At 48.6% G+C, this 17,270-nt stretch carries 18 protein-coding genes and 1 other annotated feature; of the genes, 2 read left to right on the top strand and 16 right to left on the bottom strand.

The genetic code is table 11. The features are described from left to right. Positions 1-32: 32 nt before the first annotated feature. The 11 genes from rpmA to DHL47_RS00430 form a co-directional block, all read right to left on the bottom strand. Positions 33-326, bottom strand: a complete 294-nt coding sequence (gene rpmA, locus DHL47_RS00475) for a 50S ribosomal protein L27 (protein WP_128837169.1) — start codon at positions 324-326, stop codon at positions 33-35. 17 nt (positions 327-343) lie between these two features. Further along, positions 344-688 (bottom strand): ribosomal-processing cysteine protease Prp, encoded by a 345-nt coding sequence (locus DHL47_RS00470; RefSeq protein ID WP_128837170.1) that lies wholly within the window; start codon positions 686-688, stop codon positions 344-346. 15 nt (positions 689-703) lie between these two features. Then, positions 704-1,018, bottom strand: coding sequence for a 50S ribosomal protein L21 (gene rplU, locus DHL47_RS00465; protein WP_128837171.1), 315 nt, complete (start codon positions 1,016-1,018; stop codon positions 704-706). Between the two features lie 35 nt (positions 1,019-1,053). Next, positions 1,054-1,141, bottom strand: a sequence feature (ribosomal protein L21 leader region). A gap of 95 nt (positions 1,142-1,236) precedes the next feature. Further along, positions 1,237-1,569, bottom strand: coding sequence for a hypothetical protein (locus DHL47_RS13275; protein ID WP_245335496.1), 333 nt, complete (start codon positions 1,567-1,569; stop codon positions 1,237-1,239). 60 nt (positions 1,570-1,629) lie between these two features. Then, positions 1,630-1,893, bottom strand: coding sequence for a hypothetical protein (locus tag DHL47_RS13270; RefSeq protein ID WP_245335495.1), 264 nt, complete (start codon positions 1,891-1,893; stop codon positions 1,630-1,632). A gap of 80 nt (positions 1,894-1,973) precedes the next feature. Next, positions 1,974-2,495 carry a methyltransferase family protein gene (locus tag DHL47_RS00455; protein ID WP_209550513.1) on the bottom strand — a complete coding sequence of 174 codons (522 nt, stop codon included), beginning with the start codon at positions 2,493-2,495 and terminating at the stop codon, positions 1,974-1,976. 21 nt (positions 2,496-2,516) lie between these two features. Further along, a complete protein-coding gene (thiI, locus tag DHL47_RS00450) occupies positions 2,517-3,731 on the bottom strand; it encodes a tRNA uracil 4-sulfurtransferase ThiI (protein ID WP_209550512.1) in 1,215 nt (404 codons plus the stop codon). A gap of 3 nt (positions 3,732-3,734) precedes the next feature. After that, a complete protein-coding gene (locus DHL47_RS00445; protein ID WP_209550511.1) occupies positions 3,735-4,877 on the bottom strand; it encodes a cysteine desulfurase family protein in 1,143 nt (380 codons plus the stop codon). 110 nt (positions 4,878-4,987) lie between these two features. Further along, a complete protein-coding gene (locus tag DHL47_RS00440) occupies positions 4,988-6,898 on the bottom strand; it encodes a fructose-1,6-bisphosphatase (RefSeq protein ID WP_209550510.1) in 1,911 nt (636 codons plus the stop codon). Between the two features lie 46 nt (positions 6,899-6,944). Then, positions 6,945-7,757 (bottom strand): pyruvate, water dikinase regulatory protein, encoded by an 813-nt coding sequence (locus DHL47_RS00435; RefSeq protein ID WP_128837173.1) that lies wholly within the window; start codon positions 7,755-7,757, stop codon positions 6,945-6,947. Positions 7,758-7,768: 11 nt separating this feature from the next. Next, positions 7,769-8,398, bottom strand: coding sequence for a CBS domain-containing protein (locus DHL47_RS00430; RefSeq protein ID WP_209550509.1), 630 nt, complete (start codon positions 8,396-8,398; stop codon positions 7,769-7,771). Between the two features lie 264 nt (positions 8,399-8,662). Here DHL47_RS00430 and ppdK point away from each other — a divergent pair, with 264 nt between their 5' ends. Together ppdK and DHL47_RS00420 are read left to right on the top strand one after the other, a co-directional pair. Next, positions 8,663-11,284, top strand: a complete 2,622-nt coding sequence (gene ppdK, locus DHL47_RS00425; RefSeq protein ID WP_209550508.1) for a pyruvate, phosphate dikinase — start codon at positions 8,663-8,665, stop codon at positions 11,282-11,284. A 220-nt stretch (positions 11,285-11,504) separates the two neighbouring features. Continuing rightward, positions 11,505-11,930 (top strand): DUF6556 family protein, encoded by a 426-nt coding sequence (locus DHL47_RS00420; protein WP_209550507.1) that lies wholly within the window; start codon positions 11,505-11,507, stop codon positions 11,928-11,930. 403 nt (positions 11,931-12,333) lie between these two features. On the opposite strand, the gene DHL47_RS00415 is transcribed toward DHL47_RS00420, so the two are convergent. The 5 genes from DHL47_RS00415 to murB all read right to left on the bottom strand — a co-directional run bounded on the left by DHL47_RS00415 (position 12,334) and on the right by murB (position 17,201). After that, positions 12,334-13,404, bottom strand: a complete 1,071-nt coding sequence (locus tag DHL47_RS00415) for an ABC transporter substrate-binding protein (protein ID WP_209550506.1) — start codon at positions 13,402-13,404, stop codon at positions 12,334-12,336. Beyond that, entirely contained in the window at positions 13,401-14,174 is a 774-nt protein-coding gene (locus tag DHL47_RS00410) for an ABC transporter permease (RefSeq protein WP_209550505.1), read from the bottom strand. Before DHL47_RS00410 ends, DHL47_RS00415 begins: the two co-directional genes overlap by 4 nt. Then, positions 14,171-14,977 carry an ABC transporter permease gene (locus DHL47_RS00405; RefSeq protein WP_209550504.1) on the bottom strand — a complete coding sequence of 269 codons (807 nt, stop codon included), beginning with the start codon at positions 14,975-14,977 and terminating at the stop codon, positions 14,171-14,173. Before DHL47_RS00405 ends, DHL47_RS00410 begins: the two co-directional genes overlap by 4 nt. Further along, a complete protein-coding gene (locus tag DHL47_RS00400) occupies positions 14,958-16,115 on the bottom strand; it encodes an ABC transporter ATP-binding protein (RefSeq protein WP_209550503.1) in 1,158 nt (385 codons plus the stop codon). The genes DHL47_RS00405 and DHL47_RS00400 overlap by 20 nt, the downstream gene beginning before the upstream one ends. 180 nt (positions 16,116-16,295) lie before the next feature. Then, the gene (murB, locus tag DHL47_RS00395; RefSeq protein WP_209550502.1) at positions 16,296-17,201 is read right to left on the bottom strand and encodes a UDP-N-acetylmuramate dehydrogenase; all 906 of its coding nucleotides are present in this window, start codon (positions 17,199-17,201) and stop codon (positions 16,296-16,298) included. Between the last annotated feature and the right edge of the window lie 69 nt (positions 17,202-17,270).

Raw genomic sequence — 17,270 nt, 5'->3', positions numbered from 1 at the left:
CTCAACATCCGAGCATGGGAATATTCTCTGCATTATTTCGCGATTGGGTAAACAGAAACTTGTTTCTTATCGCGTCCTTTGCGCTCAAAGCGTACTACGCCTTCAACCTTTGCAAACAAGGTATCATCACCGCCGCGTCCGACATTAACACCTGGGTGGATGTGGGTACCGCGTTGACGGTAAAGGATAGAGCCGCCGGTAACAGTTTGGCCGTCAGCTGCTTTAGCACCAAGACGTTTCGCTTGTGAGTCACGTCCGTTAGAAGTGGAACCTCCACCTTTTTTGTGGGCGAACAGCTGCAAGTTAGCAAGATTCATTTTCAACATAATGTTTTTCCTCCGTGTTAGTTTTCTGTGATAACTCTTGTTTGGACGAACTCAGACGAGTCCTCCGATAAGTTTGCCATTCCCAAGAAAAATGATTCAAAGAAAAGCTGAGTCATTTCTCTTTGGTGCGGCGGTAAGTCCTGAGGGATTTCAACCTTCAGATAACCGCCTTCTATTTCGTTTAATTCTAAGTCTGGTTCATAGCCTGCGAATTTCTCAACTGAATTGACAAAGTTAATGGCCAGCGTCGAAACGGACGCACAAACAACATCAAAACCGTATTCGCCACTCGCGGCGTGACCAGTGATTTCTGCACGCCTCAGTTCGCCGTCCTCGGCTCTTTCAAAGACTGCCTGTATCATTTGCTCTCCTTAAAATTAAGCGTTGATAGCGTTGATGACAACTTTTGTATAAGGTTGACGGTGACCTTGTTTGCGGTGGCTGCCTTTTTTAGGTTTGTACTTGAAAGTTACGACTTTCTTTTGCTTACCTTGCTTTTCAACAGTTCCGACAACAGTCGCTCCGGCAACAAGCGGAGTTCCGACAACAGTGTTTTCACCACCAACAAGAACAACTTCGTCAAAAGTAACATCCTGACCAGCTTCAGCGTTCAATTTTTCAACGTAGATAGCCTGACCAACTTCAACTTTAACTTGTTTTCCGCCAGTTTTAATGATTGCGTATGTGCTCATTATGCACCTCCTATGGATTTTTGCGGGTTTCCCCAGAATTTGTGAAGACTCGCCTAGCATCGTGGGACGAACCACTTAGGGCTCAAATCTGAGCGGACGATGTTCGAGCGGTTGCACAGGAATGTGCATAGTCAACTCTATAAGTATAGCACTTCTGCTGCTTTTTGGCAAGGATTTTCAACCGATGAAAACGGATTTTCAGACTTCTCTTGGAGATTTTAGCGAATAAAAACAATTTTTCCTTCTTTATTAACTTCTCCATTCAATATCATCGATTTTTTATTTTCTTCTCTTAAATTTCGAACAAGAGCTTTGTTAGAGTTTGAAATGTTAACGATTCGTTTTTCGCTGTTTACATATACTGTCATGGTAACTCTTGAGAAGTTAGACTTTCTGCCACTATCGGCTTCAATATTTGTTACTAAAATAGTTTCCCCGCTGGTTTCTTGATTTGTAAAATAATGATAGCGCCAAACACCATTTGCAATACGATACCCTTCGTAATAAGGAAATGCAACGAATATCATAGGCAGCCCAATAATCAACGTCAAACAGCCCTTTATGCGCCCCTGCAAAAAGAGACGATCCCAAAATCTTAGAAAGGCATATTTTCAAGCCCCTGTCTCCTTTCTATCTTTAAAGAATCCTAAAAAGAATAATGAATAAATTCCGACGGCAATAAGAAAATGAATAAATAGTCCTAGTAAATAAGTCCATGACGGTGCTCCGCCTATCAAAACATTATCTTGACCGTCTCTCCATGAGAAAGCCTCAATCAATCCTCTCCAAAAATAATCCCAATCACTCATCATATTTCCTTCTAGTATTCCTTTTACGTAAGATTCCTTGCTGTTCTTATCTTTTTTTACAGCCAATTAAATCTCAACATTCTTCGATTTTGTCTTCAGCATCTTTATCTGCCAACTACTGGGTTGAAAAAATGGTTCAACTATTTTCAAAAATATCGTCTGATCTGTTCCTTATAGTTCTGATAGGATTTTCCAAATTTTATCATGCACCATCTCTCTTCAGCAAGAATAATCCAATGAGCTGACAGCTGAAAAATCATGAGTAACACAAAGAAAATGATTGACTGAGTCAGCAGAGCTATGCCAAGAAAACAGATAAAATAAGCCAGATACATGGGATTACGAGAAAAACGATAAAGTCCGCTTGCATTCATTCCATTCGCATCCGGTCTGGCAAAATCCCGCAGGCAGACAGCACACAAAGCCAAACCAAGCAGGTAAGCAGTCAGTCCAACGTAAAAGAAGACAGAAAAATCAAACCTAATCCTTAGCAAAAAGGAGACAAGAAACAAAGCCAGATTGCTCAGTTGGTAAATCGCATAAGCAATTTTTTCTTTCCCTTCCATTGGTGCAAAATAAGCCGCCCGCGACAGGGCCTCTTTGCTGAAATGAGCCAAGAAAGGAAAACGAATCAGCAGAAAGGGGATGAACAGTAAAATAGCAGGCATGGCCGTCCTCTTCTTTCTCTTCTACAACAGCCCTTCAATCAGCTCATCAACTTCATCGGTCTCCGCCTGTGGTGTGATTTCAGTTATCATAATGCCTGCGACAGCGCGGTCCACCAACCCTTTGACATCAAGGCGGGCTTCGTACTGCTCAGCATTTTTGATTTTAGGATTGGTCTTGGGACGGTCGGGCGCAAAGATAGTGCAGCAGTCTTCGAATGGCTGGATAGAGATTTGGAAAGTGTCAATTTTCTCCGCAATCTCAATAATCTCCAGCTTGTCCATGGTCACGACTGGGCGGATGACCGGTGTATTGGTCACGGCGTTAATCGCCTGCATGCTCTCAATGGTCTGGCTGGCCACCTGTCCCAGGCTTTCACCGTTGATAATGACCTGACCGCCCCGCTCCTCGCGAATCCGATCCGTAATGCGCATCATAAAGCGGCGGGTCAGGGTCATCAGATAAGCCTCCGGCGCCTTGGCCTTAATCTCCTCCTGAATCTCGGTAAAGGGCACCTCGATAAACTGGATATTGCCGCCAAACTTGGTCAGCTTACGGGTCAGATCCTGCGCTTTTTTCAGAGCGCCCGGACTGGTGTAGGGCGGGCTAGCGAAGTGTACGGCTTCAATATCCACACCGCGCTTGAGGGCCAAATAGCCGGCCACCGGTGAGTCAATCCCGCCCGACAGCATAAGCATGCCTTTCCCTGATGTGCCAACAGGGAGACCGCCTGCTCCGCGAATGGTCTCATAGGAGATATAAGCTGCCTCCTCGCGGATCTCCACCCGCAGCTCAATATCGGGGGCTTTCATCTTGACCAGAGCATGGGGAATGGCTCTGAAAACAGCGTCACCCAAGGCCTGGTTAAGCTCACGGCTGTCCAGCTCAAAGCTGTGGTCACTCCGCTTGCTGGAGATCTTGAAGGTCATGCCCTCCTGATAGACGTCCTTCATGATGGTCTGAACAGCTTCGATCAAGGCTGGTACAGACTTTTCAATCTTATAGGACGGTGAGAAATTCTGAATCCCAAAAATCTGCCGGAGCGACTCCGCCACAGGCTGATAGTCCGTGCCATGCAGGTAAACATGGGTCCGGTCCCGATCTGCTGTGACCTTGACTGCAGGATAGACTGACAGGATAGCCTGAATCGTGCGTTTGAGTTTGTTAATAAAGCGCATGCGGTTCTTGCCCTTGGTAGAGAGCTCGCCGTAGCGTACCATAATTTCTGAATACTGCATTCTTTACCTTACTTTTCTGGTTTTTTCGTAAATGATTTTAAAGGTTGTCAAAAACTGCTCCATCTGACCCATATCATTGTCCGCATCCAAGCTGACCCGGACAGCTGTTTGAGCCAGAGACTTTTCGATACCCATAGCTATTAGAGTGCCTGCTGGCTTGCCCGCCTTGGAGGAGCAGGCACTGGTGGTCGAGATATAGATCTCGTAGTCCTCAAAGGCATGGACGACCACCTCACCCCGCACTCCCCTGATACCAAAGGTCAGGATATGGGGCGCAAAATTCTCTCGGCCGGAAAAGACCGTTACATCAGGATAGGCGGCCAACTCTTCCAGAATGACTGCCTTCATCTTGGCCGTCCGGCTGGCAGAGGCCGCCTGATTTTCCATGGATAATCGCAGCGCTTTAGCCGTCGCTGCAATCCCAGCCAGATTTTCTGTCGTAGAGCGCTTGTCCGACTCCTGACCGCCGCCGGTCAGAAGCGGAGTGATTTTCTTGCCGGCCTTGATGTAGACAAAACCTACTCCCCGCAGACCGTGAAATTTGTGGCTGGAAAAGGTCGCAAAGTCCACCCGCTCCGTCAGATAGTCTGCTCTAGGAATCTTGGCCGCTGCCTGCACCGCATCCACATGAAAAGAAATGGCCGGTTTATCAGCCAAGAGCTCTGAAATAGCCTGAATAGGCTGAATAGAGCCGATTTCATTATTGACAGCCATGATAGAGACCAGGGTCGTATCCGGCCGAATGAGAGCCGCCAGCCTGTCCACATCTACAAAACCGCTCTGGTCAACCGGAGCAAAATCCACCTCAAAACCCTGCCCTTTCAGCCAGAGGGCTGATTCCTTGACAGCCGGATGCTCGATGCTAGATACGATGATATGGCGGCCAAAAGGGGCTTTTTCAAAAGCCACGCCTTTAATGACCCAATTATCTCCTTCGGTCCCTCCGGACGTAAAAAAAATCTCCTGAGCAGATTTGCCTAAGAGCTCTGCGATTTGCCGGCGGGAAGCCTCTAAGATCCGTGCCGCCTGACTGCCCAGACTGTGGAGGCTGGAAGGATTGCCCCAAATCTTTGAAGCGACTTCGGTATAGGCGGTCAAAGCTTCTGGATAGGGTCTGGTCGTTGCTGAATTGTCTAAATAAATCATGATGGTTCCTCTATTTTCAATACTCCTATTGTAACACGAAAAGGGCCCCAAAACAACAAAAGAAAACGGCCTCAAGTCGTATCCCAGACAGGAAGCCGCTAACTTAACGCTCAGTAATCATAATATTCATGCAGGAGCGCAAAAAGCTCCTGCTGCTGCCTCAGCAGCGTCTGGCCAATGGTAGTGGACTTGATCAAGGTTCGCTGCTCCACGTGTTCAATCACCTTTTTCAGAGATGTATGCGCAAAGGGACTTTCTACCGCTTTTGCCACATCCTGAAAAGGCTGATGGGTCACCAGCTGAAAGCCGTAAGAGTTATTGAGCAGGGAATAGCCGGCTGTCCCAGTCTTTTTCTGATAGGCTTCACAGAGGCCGCCGTCAATGACAAAAAGCAGTCCCTGACCGCGAATGGGAGACTCCCCTTTGGTCGTCTTGACTGGTGTGTGTCCATTGACAATCCGTGATTCCTCAGAAAAAAGGCCAAATTCCTCTAAGATCAAACGGCAGATTTTCTCAGACTTTCGATAGGAAAAGTAAGGATTCTCCTCTTCTTTGTGAGTTGCTCTGTCATCGATAAAATAGCGCTCCAGTGTCGTCATCTTTTCCTTGCCAAAGAGAGGAGACAGCTTGCCATTCCAGCAGTACCAGATGAGATCTGTCGAAAAATCATCACCGACAGATGGATCCTTGGCCGCCTGACGGATATGATACTCAAAGAAATCCAGCAGTTCCCTGCCGGCATACTGGGCCTGATGGATCTGCAGAGGCTGAAAATCTCCTGAGGCTTCTAAGGGGATGCAGCCGTGAAAAAGCAGATGGTTATTGTAAATCTTATACATAGACCCCTTGTTCATGAGAAAGGCGATGTGCTCGGCCAGCTTGATGGAATGCTGAAAAGACTCCAGCAGGCTGTCCACGGCTTCTGCTTCAGCCGAGCTGAGTTTCTTTGGATTGTCCGGACAGACCGTCTGAAAGCAGCCGTTAACCAGCGCATGCTTTTTGCCGTCAATCTGGACACTTTCTTCCCAAAAGTCAATCTTGTCCAGCGTGATATGGTCCTGCATCTGAAATTCCGGCCGCCGCTCAATCAGCTGACTTTCCAGCTTAAACTGCAGGATTGCCAGAGCTTGGTGGACCTTTTCCAGCTGCAGGATCTGCTCCTCAGAAAATTCCCCGCTTCTGCTGCCCAAAATAGGCTTAAACTTGGGATTGGCTGTATAAGTCTTGTCCGCAAAGCTGGTCAGCGGCCGCAGATTCAGGCCGTAAGCTCTCTCAATATCCCACAGATAGCCATAACGGGCCGCAATCCGCAGCAGGATGAGCAGGCATTCCCTGGAGCCAAAGAAAGCCCCCATCCAGATGATATCGTGGTTGCCCCACTGCACATCAACGGAGTGAAAGGCCAGCAGCTCGTCCATGACCCGATCGCTGGCAGCCCCTCTGTCAAAAATATCACCGACCACATGCAGGTGGTCAATAATCAGCTGGCGGACCGTCCGCGACAGACCGATGATGAAGGGCCGGGCCTCCCGCAGGTCGATCAAATAGCCCAGAATCGTCTCGAAATAGGCCTTCTTATCCGACAGCTGGGTGTCGCTGTAGAGCAGCTCCTCGATGATATAGACATACTGAGACGGTAGGGCCTTTCTGACCTTGGAGCGGGTGTATTTGGCAGCGACAAAGGCCAGAAGGGTCAGCAGCTGGGGAATGACCTCCTGATACCAAGCCTTGCTCTTGGACTCCTCGCCCAGCACCGCTTCAGGGTAGGAAACAAGAGCAGACAGCCGATTTTTGTCTGCTTCTGGCCATTCCGTCCCGAAACAGTCATTGATTTTTTCATTGAGATTGCCTGCGCAGCTCCTTAGGATATAGTCAAAGGCTGCGAACTCTCCATGAATGTCGCTGATATAGAGCTCGGTTCCCTTGGGCAGATTTAAGATTGCCTCCAGATTAATCAGCTCCGTAATGACCTTTTGCCGCGAATCAAATTCCTTCAATAACATACGCTTGTGCAAATCCATTCTACTACCTCACCGTATTTACTGGCAAAGACCATTCAGAATTGGTCTACAGCAGAGTCTTCAGATGCTCTTCGATCAAATAAGCTGTTTCTTCGATTGATTTATCCGTAATATTGATGACATGGGCCTGGTATTTTTTAAAGACCTCTCGGGAATAGTCCAGTTCTTCGTAGATTTTCTCCAGATCCGTATAGCTGCTTGACTGAGTGAGACCGAGGGAATTGAGCCGATTGCTGCGAATCTTGGCCAATTTCTCCGGCTCGCACAAAAGGCCGATCAGCCGCTTTTTCTCCACTTTCTCCAAAACCTGCGGCAGGGGAACCTGCGGAATCAGGGGCAGATTGGATACCTTGTAGCCCTTATTAGCCAGATAGATGCTGAGCGGTGTCTTGGAGGTGCGCGATACTCCCAAGAGTACCAGATCCGAGTCCAAAAAGCCCTGAGGAGCCTTGCCGTCATCGTATTTGACGGCAAACTCAATAGCTGAAATTTTATTGAAATACTCAGTATCCAAACGGTGCAGGGTCCCCGGTACTTCAATGGGACTGGTGCCGGTCTTTTGCCTGATGATTTCAAAAAAAGGATGCATCAAATCCAGATAGGACAGGCCGTGCGCCTGACTGAACTCTCTGGCTGCTGCTGCCAGCCGTCCGTCTACCAGCGTGCTGATGACCAAGGCATCATCCTTGATGGCATCGCGCAGAATATCCAGCAGCTCTTCTTCCTGATTGATAAAAGGGAAGCGATAGCTGTTGTTAAATAGGATATCGGGATACTGGGCCGTTACGGCAGACAGAAGCTTCTGGGAAGTGCCGCCCAAAGAATCGGAAATACTGTAGACAATAATCTCTTTTTTCATAACTGTTCCTCTTATCTATTTACTTCAGCCTTTCTGGCCTGCTGGATAATATAATCTAATAAAGCAGATTTGGTAACGGTTCCCAAGATGCTGCGCTCCTCTTCCTCATCTACTATAGGAAGCGAGTCAATGGCAAAATCCTGCAGGAGAGCTGCCGCCTCCAGAATATTCATATCCTTGTGGCAGGTTTTGATATGGGGCATCCGCGTCATGCAGACGGCGACCGGTGTGCTGTCAATGTTGGTATTGAGCGAAGCCCGCAGCAGATCCTTGCGCGATAAGATGCCCAGCAGGAGCTGCTCTTCATCAATGACATAGAGCACATCCGCATCATACATAAACAAGGTAATAATGGCGTCCTGAATAAAGGAATCGTGGGAAACCAAGACCGGTGAGGTCATGATGTCGGCAACATTTGCCCGAAAAGTATCAAAAAAGAAGAGAGTTTCCAAATCCGAGCCCGAATAGGTATAGCCAACCTTAGGGGTGGCCTTTAAAATTCCTACCAGAGTCAGAAAGGACAGGTCCGACCGCAGAGTCGCCCTGGATACATCCAGCAGTTCAGAAATCTTTTCACCGCTCAGCGGCTGGTGCTCCTTGACGATTTCGACCACTTTCTTCTGTCGTTTGCTTAGTTTCAAATAAGGAATCCTCCTTTTTCTCATAAAGTCTGCAAGCTGTCCCCTCCTTCTATCTTCCTGAACGTTTCAGCGAAAAGAGGAAATAAGAGCTCATTTATCCGTCTTCAACCCTTAAATAATCATCATTTTGTAACACATTATAACAAAAAAAGAAAAAAAGTCAATAAAACAGGATGATTTTTTCTGTTGACAAACATATGTGATGTATATTACAATGTAATTGTCTTTTAATATGACACATATTTAATAAAATTGGAGGCAAGTATGACGAAATGGATTTATTCCTTTGAAGAAGGACACGCAGATGACAAAGCAATGCTTGGCGGAAAAGGAGCCAATCTGGCAGAAATGACCAATCTGGGCCTGCCTGTTCCTCCGGGATTTACCATTACAACGCAGAGCTGTATGCAGTATTTAGCAGCCCCTTCATTTTTTGAATCAGATTTAAAAGAAGAAGTTTTGAAAGCGGTTGCTGATTTGGAAAAGAAAAGCGGCAAATTCTTTTCCGGCAATGAGTCCTCGCTGCTCTTGGTCTCTGTCCGCAGCGGTGCTAAATTTTCCATGCCCGGCATGATGGACACCATTCTCAATCTGGGTCTCAATGACCTGCGCGTGCAGACACTGGCCGAGCAGACCAGCCCTGACTTTGCCTACAACTGCTACCGCCGCCTGCTGCAGATGTTCGCCGATGTGGTTTACGGCATTCCTAAGGAGCAGTTTGATGAGCTTTTAGCTTTCTTTGAAAAAAATTCCAAAAAAAAGGTTCAGGAGTTTAGCTTGGAAGAGCATCAGGCGCTGATTGACCAGTACAAGCAGCTTTACCGCGAGCATTACCAAAGCTTCCCGCAGAGCTCCAAAGAACAGCTCTATGCTGCGATTAAGGCGGTATTTAAGTCTTGGAACAATCCGCGGGCCGAGGTCTACCGCAATCTCAATGACATTCCGCATGATCTGGGAACAGCTGTCAATGTGCAGGCTATGGTCTTTGGCAACAGCGACCAAGAAAGCGGCACAGGTGTCGTCTTTACCAGAAATCCTGCTACCGGCGAGAACCGGCTCTTTGGTGAATTTCTGCTCAATGCTCAAGGAGAGGATGTCGTGGCCGGCATCCGGACGCCTGAACCTATCGCTGCCCTGCAGAAGAGCCTGCCCGATGCCTATGAAGACTTCCTCAAGTATGCTGCTATTCTGGAAAAGCACTACAAGGATATGCAGGACATCGAATTTACCATTGAAAAAGGCAAGCTCTATATTCTGCAGACCAGAAATGGCAAACGTACAGCCAAGGCCAGCCTGAAAATCGCTCTGGATCTGGTCGAGGAAGAGCTAATCAGTCAGCAAGAAGCGCTCCTGCGGGTCGCTCCTGCTACTATCAACCAGCTCATTCATCCGGTCTTTGAGGAAGAAGCGCTCGGTCAGGCCGCCCTTTTGGCTCAAGGTCTGCCAGCCAGCCCCGGAGCGGCCACCGGTGAGATTGTCTTTACAGCTGAACGAGCGAAAGAATGCCATTCCTTGGGCAAAAAGGTGATTTTGGTCCGTCAGGAAACCTCGCCTGAAGATATCGAGGGCATGGTCGTCAGTCAGGCGATTGTGACCAGCCACGGCGGTATGACATCCCATGCAGCTGTAGTCGCCAGAGGTATGGGAACCTGCTGCGTGGCCGGCTGCGGCGAGCTGACCATTCAGGAAGAAAATAAAACGCTGGTCTGCGGCAATGTTGTCCTGACCGAAGGAGCTCTTATCTCGGTGGATGGCAGTTCCGGCCGCATTTATCTGGGCGAAATCCCTACAGTGCTGGTGGAAAACAATCAGGAACTGCAGCTCCTGCTCTCCTGGGCCGATGAAGTGGCTGCACTCAAAGTCCGTGCCAATGCTGAGACCATTCAGGATTTGAAAACGGCAGTCCGATTCGGTGCGAAAGGGATTGGACTGGCTCGGACAGAGCACATGTTTTTCGGTCAGGAGCGCATCCTTGAAATGCGCCGCCTCATTCTGGCTGACAATGAATTGGAAACCAGAGCAGCTCTGAAAAAACTGCTGGCCTTTCAGGAAGATGATTTCTATCAGATGTTTCAAACCATCGGCGACAAGCCTATGATTGTCCGCCTTCTCGATCCACCTATGCACGAATTTCTTCCAAAAGATCCGCTGGAAATCGAGCAGCTGGCTGCCAAACTGCGCAAGCCTCCGGAAACATTAGCCCGGAAAATCGAGCAGCTGCAGGAAACCAATCCTATGCTGGGCCATCGCGGCTGCCGTTTGGGCATCACCCAGCCGGACATTTACAAGATGCAGGCGGAAGCTATTTTCAAGAGTGCCATCAGGCTGTCTCAGGAAGGGCTGACTGTCAAGCCCGAGATTATGATTCCCCTCATTGCCGAAAAAAGGGAGCTAGAGGCGGTCAAGCACTTCCTCGTGCAGCATATAGACAAGCTCTTCCGACAGGCGCGGATTCAGCCGCTGCCTTATGAGATTGGCACCATGATTGAGCTGCCGCGGGCCTGTCTGATTGCTGACCAGCTGGCTCAGGAGGCGGATTTCTTTAGCTTTGGCACCAATGATCTGACCCAGATGACCTACGGCTTTTCCAGAGATGACATCGGAAAATTCATCGGAGCCTACAAAGACAGGGACATTCTGACCTTTGACCCATTCCAAAGTCTGGATCAAACCGGAGTTGGACAGCTGATGAAAATCGCTGTCAGCAAGGCACGGCAGCTGAAACCGCAGCTTCCTATCGGTGTCTGCGGTGAAGTAGGCGGCGACCCTGCTTCTATACCTTTCTTCCAAGAAATCGGCGTGACCTATGTCTCCTGCTCTCCTTACCGAGTGCCGGCAGCCAGACTGGCGGCGGCTCAGGCCAACATTCAGCAAGAAAGGCAGTAACCTAGACCCGCACACTAGATAGAAGTGGCTTTGAGGCAGCAAAGAGGATTATGGTGATTTCGTTTCCTCCTCGACTGGGCAGTCTGGTTTTTAGCCGGACTGCTTCTTTTTCTTGTGTGCGTTTTCATCAAAAAAATTCATTTTTTTCAGGACTTTTTAACATAAAAAACGTATAATGAGATGAAGAAACAAAACTTTGAAAAGGAGTTTATTTTTTAACATGGAAAATTATTCCCGCAGAGATAAGCAACATACCAAATCCAAGTCTCCCAGAAAACCAACCAAACAGCACATCAAAACCGGCTTTTCAGCCCTGCAGAAAACCATTGCCACTATTGCCAGTCTGCTGTCCATCATCATCGCTAGCATTACTATTATGAACCTGCTGGGCAATAACAGCGAAAAGTCTAAAACAGACACCAGCAGCTCAGCCTCAACAACAACCATCATCAAGGAAATAGAAAAAGAATCATCCGCTGCAGATACTGCAGCTACCACAGACACTGCTGCTTCCAGCGAGACCGCAACAGCTGATACCAGCGCATCCAGCTCTGCAGCTGCAGATACTGCAACGGCCGACGAGACCACTGCTTCCAGCCAGGCAACGGATACTGCCGGCGAGACCCAGACTGAGTCATCAAATTAAAAAATCTCGCTTCACATGTTGAAGCGGGATCTTTTTTCTTCTTCCTTTGATAAGGCTGCTCTGCGAAAAGCAAAAGCAACCTTCGTTAGCGCCAACAGCTCAAGCCTGCAAACCCGAAAGCGGGTCAAGACGGCCGCCGGCAGAGCAGACGGTTCATATTTTATACAGAGGGTGGGACAACAGTACCCAACTTCGTGACTTTCTAACGTTTGATTGCAAGATGCGGTGATTGGGAGTGAAACAGCCCAGGGTTAGGCTGTTTCAGGTCAGCAACTAGAAAAGAAGACTTGCTGACAAAATCGAAGACTCCGCCTTACCGATTTTTATACGGTGTCTTCCAAAAGATCCATCCCTCTGTGGGTGAGGACGCAGCCATCATGGGAGTCTGTCTCACTCTCTGTTTTTATTTGCGGTACATCTTGACCTGCAGGTAGAGGTCATTGTAAATCCCCAGCCATTTGGGACCGAGCTGCTCATAGACTTCCAAGTGCTTCATGGTTTCTGCGCTTGGATAAAATGCCTCGTCTTCCTGGATTTCCTTTGGCAGCATGGCCTTAGCAGGCAGATTTGGGGTAGAGTAGCCTACATAAAGGGCATTTTTATAAGCATTTTCCGGCCGCAGCATGAAGTTAATAAACTGATAAGCTGCTTTTTTGTTCTTGACCGTTTTAGGGATGACAATGTTGTCAAACCAAAGATTGCTTGCTTCGGTCGGCACCACATAGCGCAGGTCCTCATTGGCTTCCAGCATTTGGCGGGCTTCTCCGGAGAAAGTCACACCGATAGCTGCGTTGTTCTGCACCATATAGCCTTTCATTTCATCAGCAACGATGGCCTTGATATTGGGCGTCAGCTGATAGAGCTTATCCACTGCTGCCTGCAGCTGGGCTGCATCTTTGGAATTGAGACTGTTGCCGTCCGAGTTCAGGCCGATGCCCATGACCTCCCGTGCTCCGTCAATCATCATAATGGAGTTTTTGTACTCCGGCCGCCAGAGGTCATTCCAGTGCTCTGGCACACTGTCCAGCATTTTTTCATTGTAGACAATGCCCAGCGTTCCCCAGAAATAAGGGATGGAATACTGGTTGCCGGGATCAAAAGGCTGATCCAGAAAGTCAGATCCGATATTTTCCAGCCCTTCAATCTGACTGTGGTCCAGCTTCTCGACCAGATTCTCCTGCATCATCTTGGCGATCATGTATTCGCTGGGAATGGCAATATCATAGGTCGTTCCGCCCTGCTTGATTTTGGTATACATGGCTTCATTGGAGTCAAAGGTATCATACTGGACCTGCACGCCCGTTTCCTCACTGAACTTGGTCAGCAGATCCGGATCAATGTAATCGCCCCAGTTGTAAATTACCAGCTTGTCACCGCCCTTGCTTTGGGTTTGGCGCTCAAGCTGAGAACTGGCTCCCCACAAAAGCAGGATAATCGCTGCAATCCCGGCTAAAAATGAATAAAGCTTTTTCATAGCACTTCCTCCTTCTCGCGCGTGATAAAGTAATAGCCGATAACGAGGAGAACGCTGAAAATGAAGACCAGAGCAGACAGGGCGTTGATTTCAAGAGAAATTCCCTGACGGGCCCGAGAGTAAATCTCCACCGACAGGGTCGAGAAGCCGTTTCCAGTCACAAAGAAGGTCACGGCAAAATCATCCAGCGAATAGGTGAAGGCCATAAAGTAGCCGGCAATAATGGCCGGAGTCAGATAAGGCAGCATAATTTCCCTCAGCATCTGCGGCTGGCTGGCTCCCAAATCATAGGCCGCCTTGATCATGTCATCGTTCATTTCCTGCAGACGAGGCAAAATCATCAATACCACGATAGGGATCGAAAAGGCTACATGGCTGGCCAAGACTGAAATGAAGCCCAGCTGGAACTTCACCGTGGTAAAGAGAATCAGAAAGCTGGCCCCAATCATGACATCCGGCGCAACCATAAGGATATTATTGATGGACAGGAAAGCCGCCTGATGCCTCTTGCGGGCTTGGTAAATATAAATCGCCCCAAAAGTGCCGATCAGCGTTGCAAGCAGTGAAGACAAAAAGGCCAGAAGGAAAGTCTGCACCAAAATGAGAATCAGCCGGGTATCAGCAAACAGGCTCTGAAAATGGCTGAAAGAGAAGCCGGTAAATCGGTTCATATCCTCTCCTGCATTGAAAGCATAGGCAATCAGATAAAAAATCGGAAGATAGAGAATCAGAAAGACTGCAGCCAGATAAAGATTGGCAAATTTTTTCATCGTTCTCTCCTTTCCTTGGTAGCCCACATGGTAAAGAGCATGGCAACAATCAGCACCACGCCGATAGTGGAGCCCATCCCCCAGTTCTGAGTGGTCAGAAAATGCTGCTCAATAGCCGTCCCCAGCGTAATGACGCGGTTGCCGCCAATCAGACGGGTCAGCATAAAGAGGCTGAGACTGGGAATAAAGACCGACTGGACACCGCTTCTGACACCATTCATCGACAGCGGAAAAATCACACTGCGGAAAGTCTGCCAGCGGTTGGCCCCCAAATCATAGCTGGCATTGATCAGATTGGGATCCATATCGTCCAAAACATTGAAAATAGGCAGAATCATAAAGGGCAGCTCGATATAGCTGGCTACAAAAATAAAGGAGAAATCCGTAAAGAGAATCTGCTGAGGTCCCACTCCCATAAAGGTCAGGAACTGGTTGATAGAGCCTTCCTGACCAAAAATCCCGATAAAAGCATAGGCCTTAAGCAGGAGATTGATCCAGGTCGGCAGGATAATCAGCATGAGCCAGAGCTGCTTGTGCTTGAGCTGGGTCAGAAAAAAAGCTGTCGGATAGGAAATGAGCAGAGTGACCAGCGTGATAATGCCCGCATAAAGGACGGAATTCAAGCTCATTTTGAGATAGGTCCAGTTCTGCGAGGTGAAGTAAGTCTGATAATTTTCCAGTGTAAACTGGCCCTCGATATTAAAGAAAGACTTCCAGACAATCATGACGACTGGGGCCAGCACAAAGAGGAAAATCCACAGCAGATAAGGCAGGATAAATAGATTAGAGCTTGTTTTCTTCATCTCTCTCCTCCTCAATAGCGTTAATCAGGCCGGCTTCTTGCTCCTCCATTTCCACATACTCTTCGATACGGGCATCGAATTCTTCTTCTGTTTCATTCAGGCGCATGATATGGATGTCCTCGGGCTCAAAGTCCAGACCAATTTCTTCGCCGACAATGGCCTTGCGGGTTGAGTGAATCATCCACTCATTGCCCAGCTCATCATAGGCGATGATTTCATAGTGGACCCCGCGAAAAAGCTGGGTATCCACCTTGACCTGCAGCTTGCCTTCCTCAGGCAGGGTCAGCCGCAGATCCTCCGGCCGGATGACCACCTCCACCGCTTCATTGGGACGCATCCCGCCATCGACCGCTTCAAAGCGCTTGCCGTTAAATTCGACCAGATAGTCCTCAATCATCTTGCCCGGCAGAATATTGGACTCGCCGATAAAGGTCGCTACAAAATGATTGATTGGCTCGTCATAAATATCCACCGGCGTACCCGACTGGACAATCTCGCCGTCATTCATGACAAAAATCCAGTCGCTCATAGCCAGCGCTTCCTCCTGATCATGGGTCACAAAGACAAAGGTAATGCCCAGACGCTGCTGCAGCTCTCGCAGTTCATACTGCATGTCGGTCCGCAGTTTCAGATCCAAAGCTGACAGGGGCTCGTCCAAAAGGACCACCCGCGGCTGATTGATAATTGCCCGGGCAATGGCTACCCGCTGGCGCTGGCCGCCTGAAAGCTTGCGGATTGAGCGGCGTTCAAACCCCTCCAGCTGGACCATTTTCAGCACCTGGGCCACCCGCTCCTCAACTTCTTTTTTATCAACCTTGCGCAGGCGCAGAGGAAAGGCCACATTTTCAAAAACATTCATATGCGGAAAAAGCGCATAGGACTGAAAAACTGTGTGAACATCCCTTTTGTTGATGGGAACATCATTGATGCGGACACCGTCCAGAAAAATGTCTCCTGCAGTCGCATCTAAAAGACCAGCGATGATATTGAGAATCGTTGACTTTCCGGAGCCGGAAGATCCGAGCAGGGTATAGAACTTCCCTTCTTCCAGCTCGAAGTTAATGTCTTTCAGCACGACTGTATGATTGTCTTCAAAAACCTTAGAAACGTTTCTGAACTCGATGATTGGTTTTTTCAATTTGCATAAATTCCTTCTTTCTCGTATTAACAGATTGAGGGTTCTGTCAGACCGCTGCTGCCTGGTGCGGGCTGTAAAGGCCCTTTATCCATTCCGTGTCGATAGGCTTTCACCCCCTTTACTAAGCTGCAGCCAGCTGCAGTTCCTTATCCAGCAGTCTCCTGCTGACTTCCATCCGTCTTACAGAGACTGACCAATGATGCGGACTTCACGTTCCAATGTAATATCAGAATGCTCCCGCACTGTTTCAATGACATGGGCGATGAGATCTTCATAGTCTTGGGCCGTTCCCTGATCCACATTAATCATGAAGCCGGCATGCTTTTCAGAAACTTCAACACCGCCGATGCGATAGCCTTTGAGCCCTGCCTCGCTGATCAGCTGGCCAGCAAAGTGACCCAGCGGACGCTTGAAAACAGATCCGCAGGAAGGGTATTCCAAGGGCTGCTTAAGCTGCCGCAGGTGCGTCAGACGCTCCATCTCCTGACGGATGGTCTTATGGACTCCGGGAGCCAGAGCAAACTTGGCAGAAATGACGATGTCCCCCGTCTCCTGCACCAGCGAATGGCGGTAGCCAAATTTCATATCGCGGGCCTCCAGAGTCTGGACCTCTCCCTCAGGTGTCAGGACCTTGCAGGAAAGCAGGATATGTGCTATTTCGCCGCCGTAGGCTCCTGCATTCATGAAGACCGCTCCGCCGATGCTGCCGGGAATGCCGCAGGCAAATTCAAAGCCGGTCAGACTGTTGTGCAGAGCGATATGGGTTGTCTCAATCAGATTGGCTCCTGCTTCAGCCTCAATCGTATAGCCATCCACCGCTACGCTATTGAGTTTGTCAAACATAATGACGAAACCGCGAATGCCGCCGTCACGGACAATGATATTGCTGGCATTGCCTAAAACCAGCCAGGGAAGCCCTTCCCGATTGGCGAATTTGACCACTCGGGCCAGCTCATAGCGATTGCGCGGAAAAACTAAAAAGTCAGCGGCACCCCCGACCTTTGTATAGGTATAATGACTCAAGGGCTCATCAAAGCGAATGTCAATCCCTTGCAATTCAGCGTTTATTTTTTCTAGGTTCTGCATGATTTTCTCTCTTTTATAAACAAAATACACTCTATTATAACAAAAAATTATCCCATTTACGATAGATGA

The organism is Streptococcus panodentis, assembly GCF_017884005.1.
Taxonomy (GTDB): Bacteria; Bacillota; Bacilli; order Lactobacillales; family Streptococcaceae; genus Streptococcus; species Streptococcus panodentis.
Note: the sequence above shows the minus strand (reverse complement) of the source record. Positions and strands in the feature narration are given on the sequence as shown.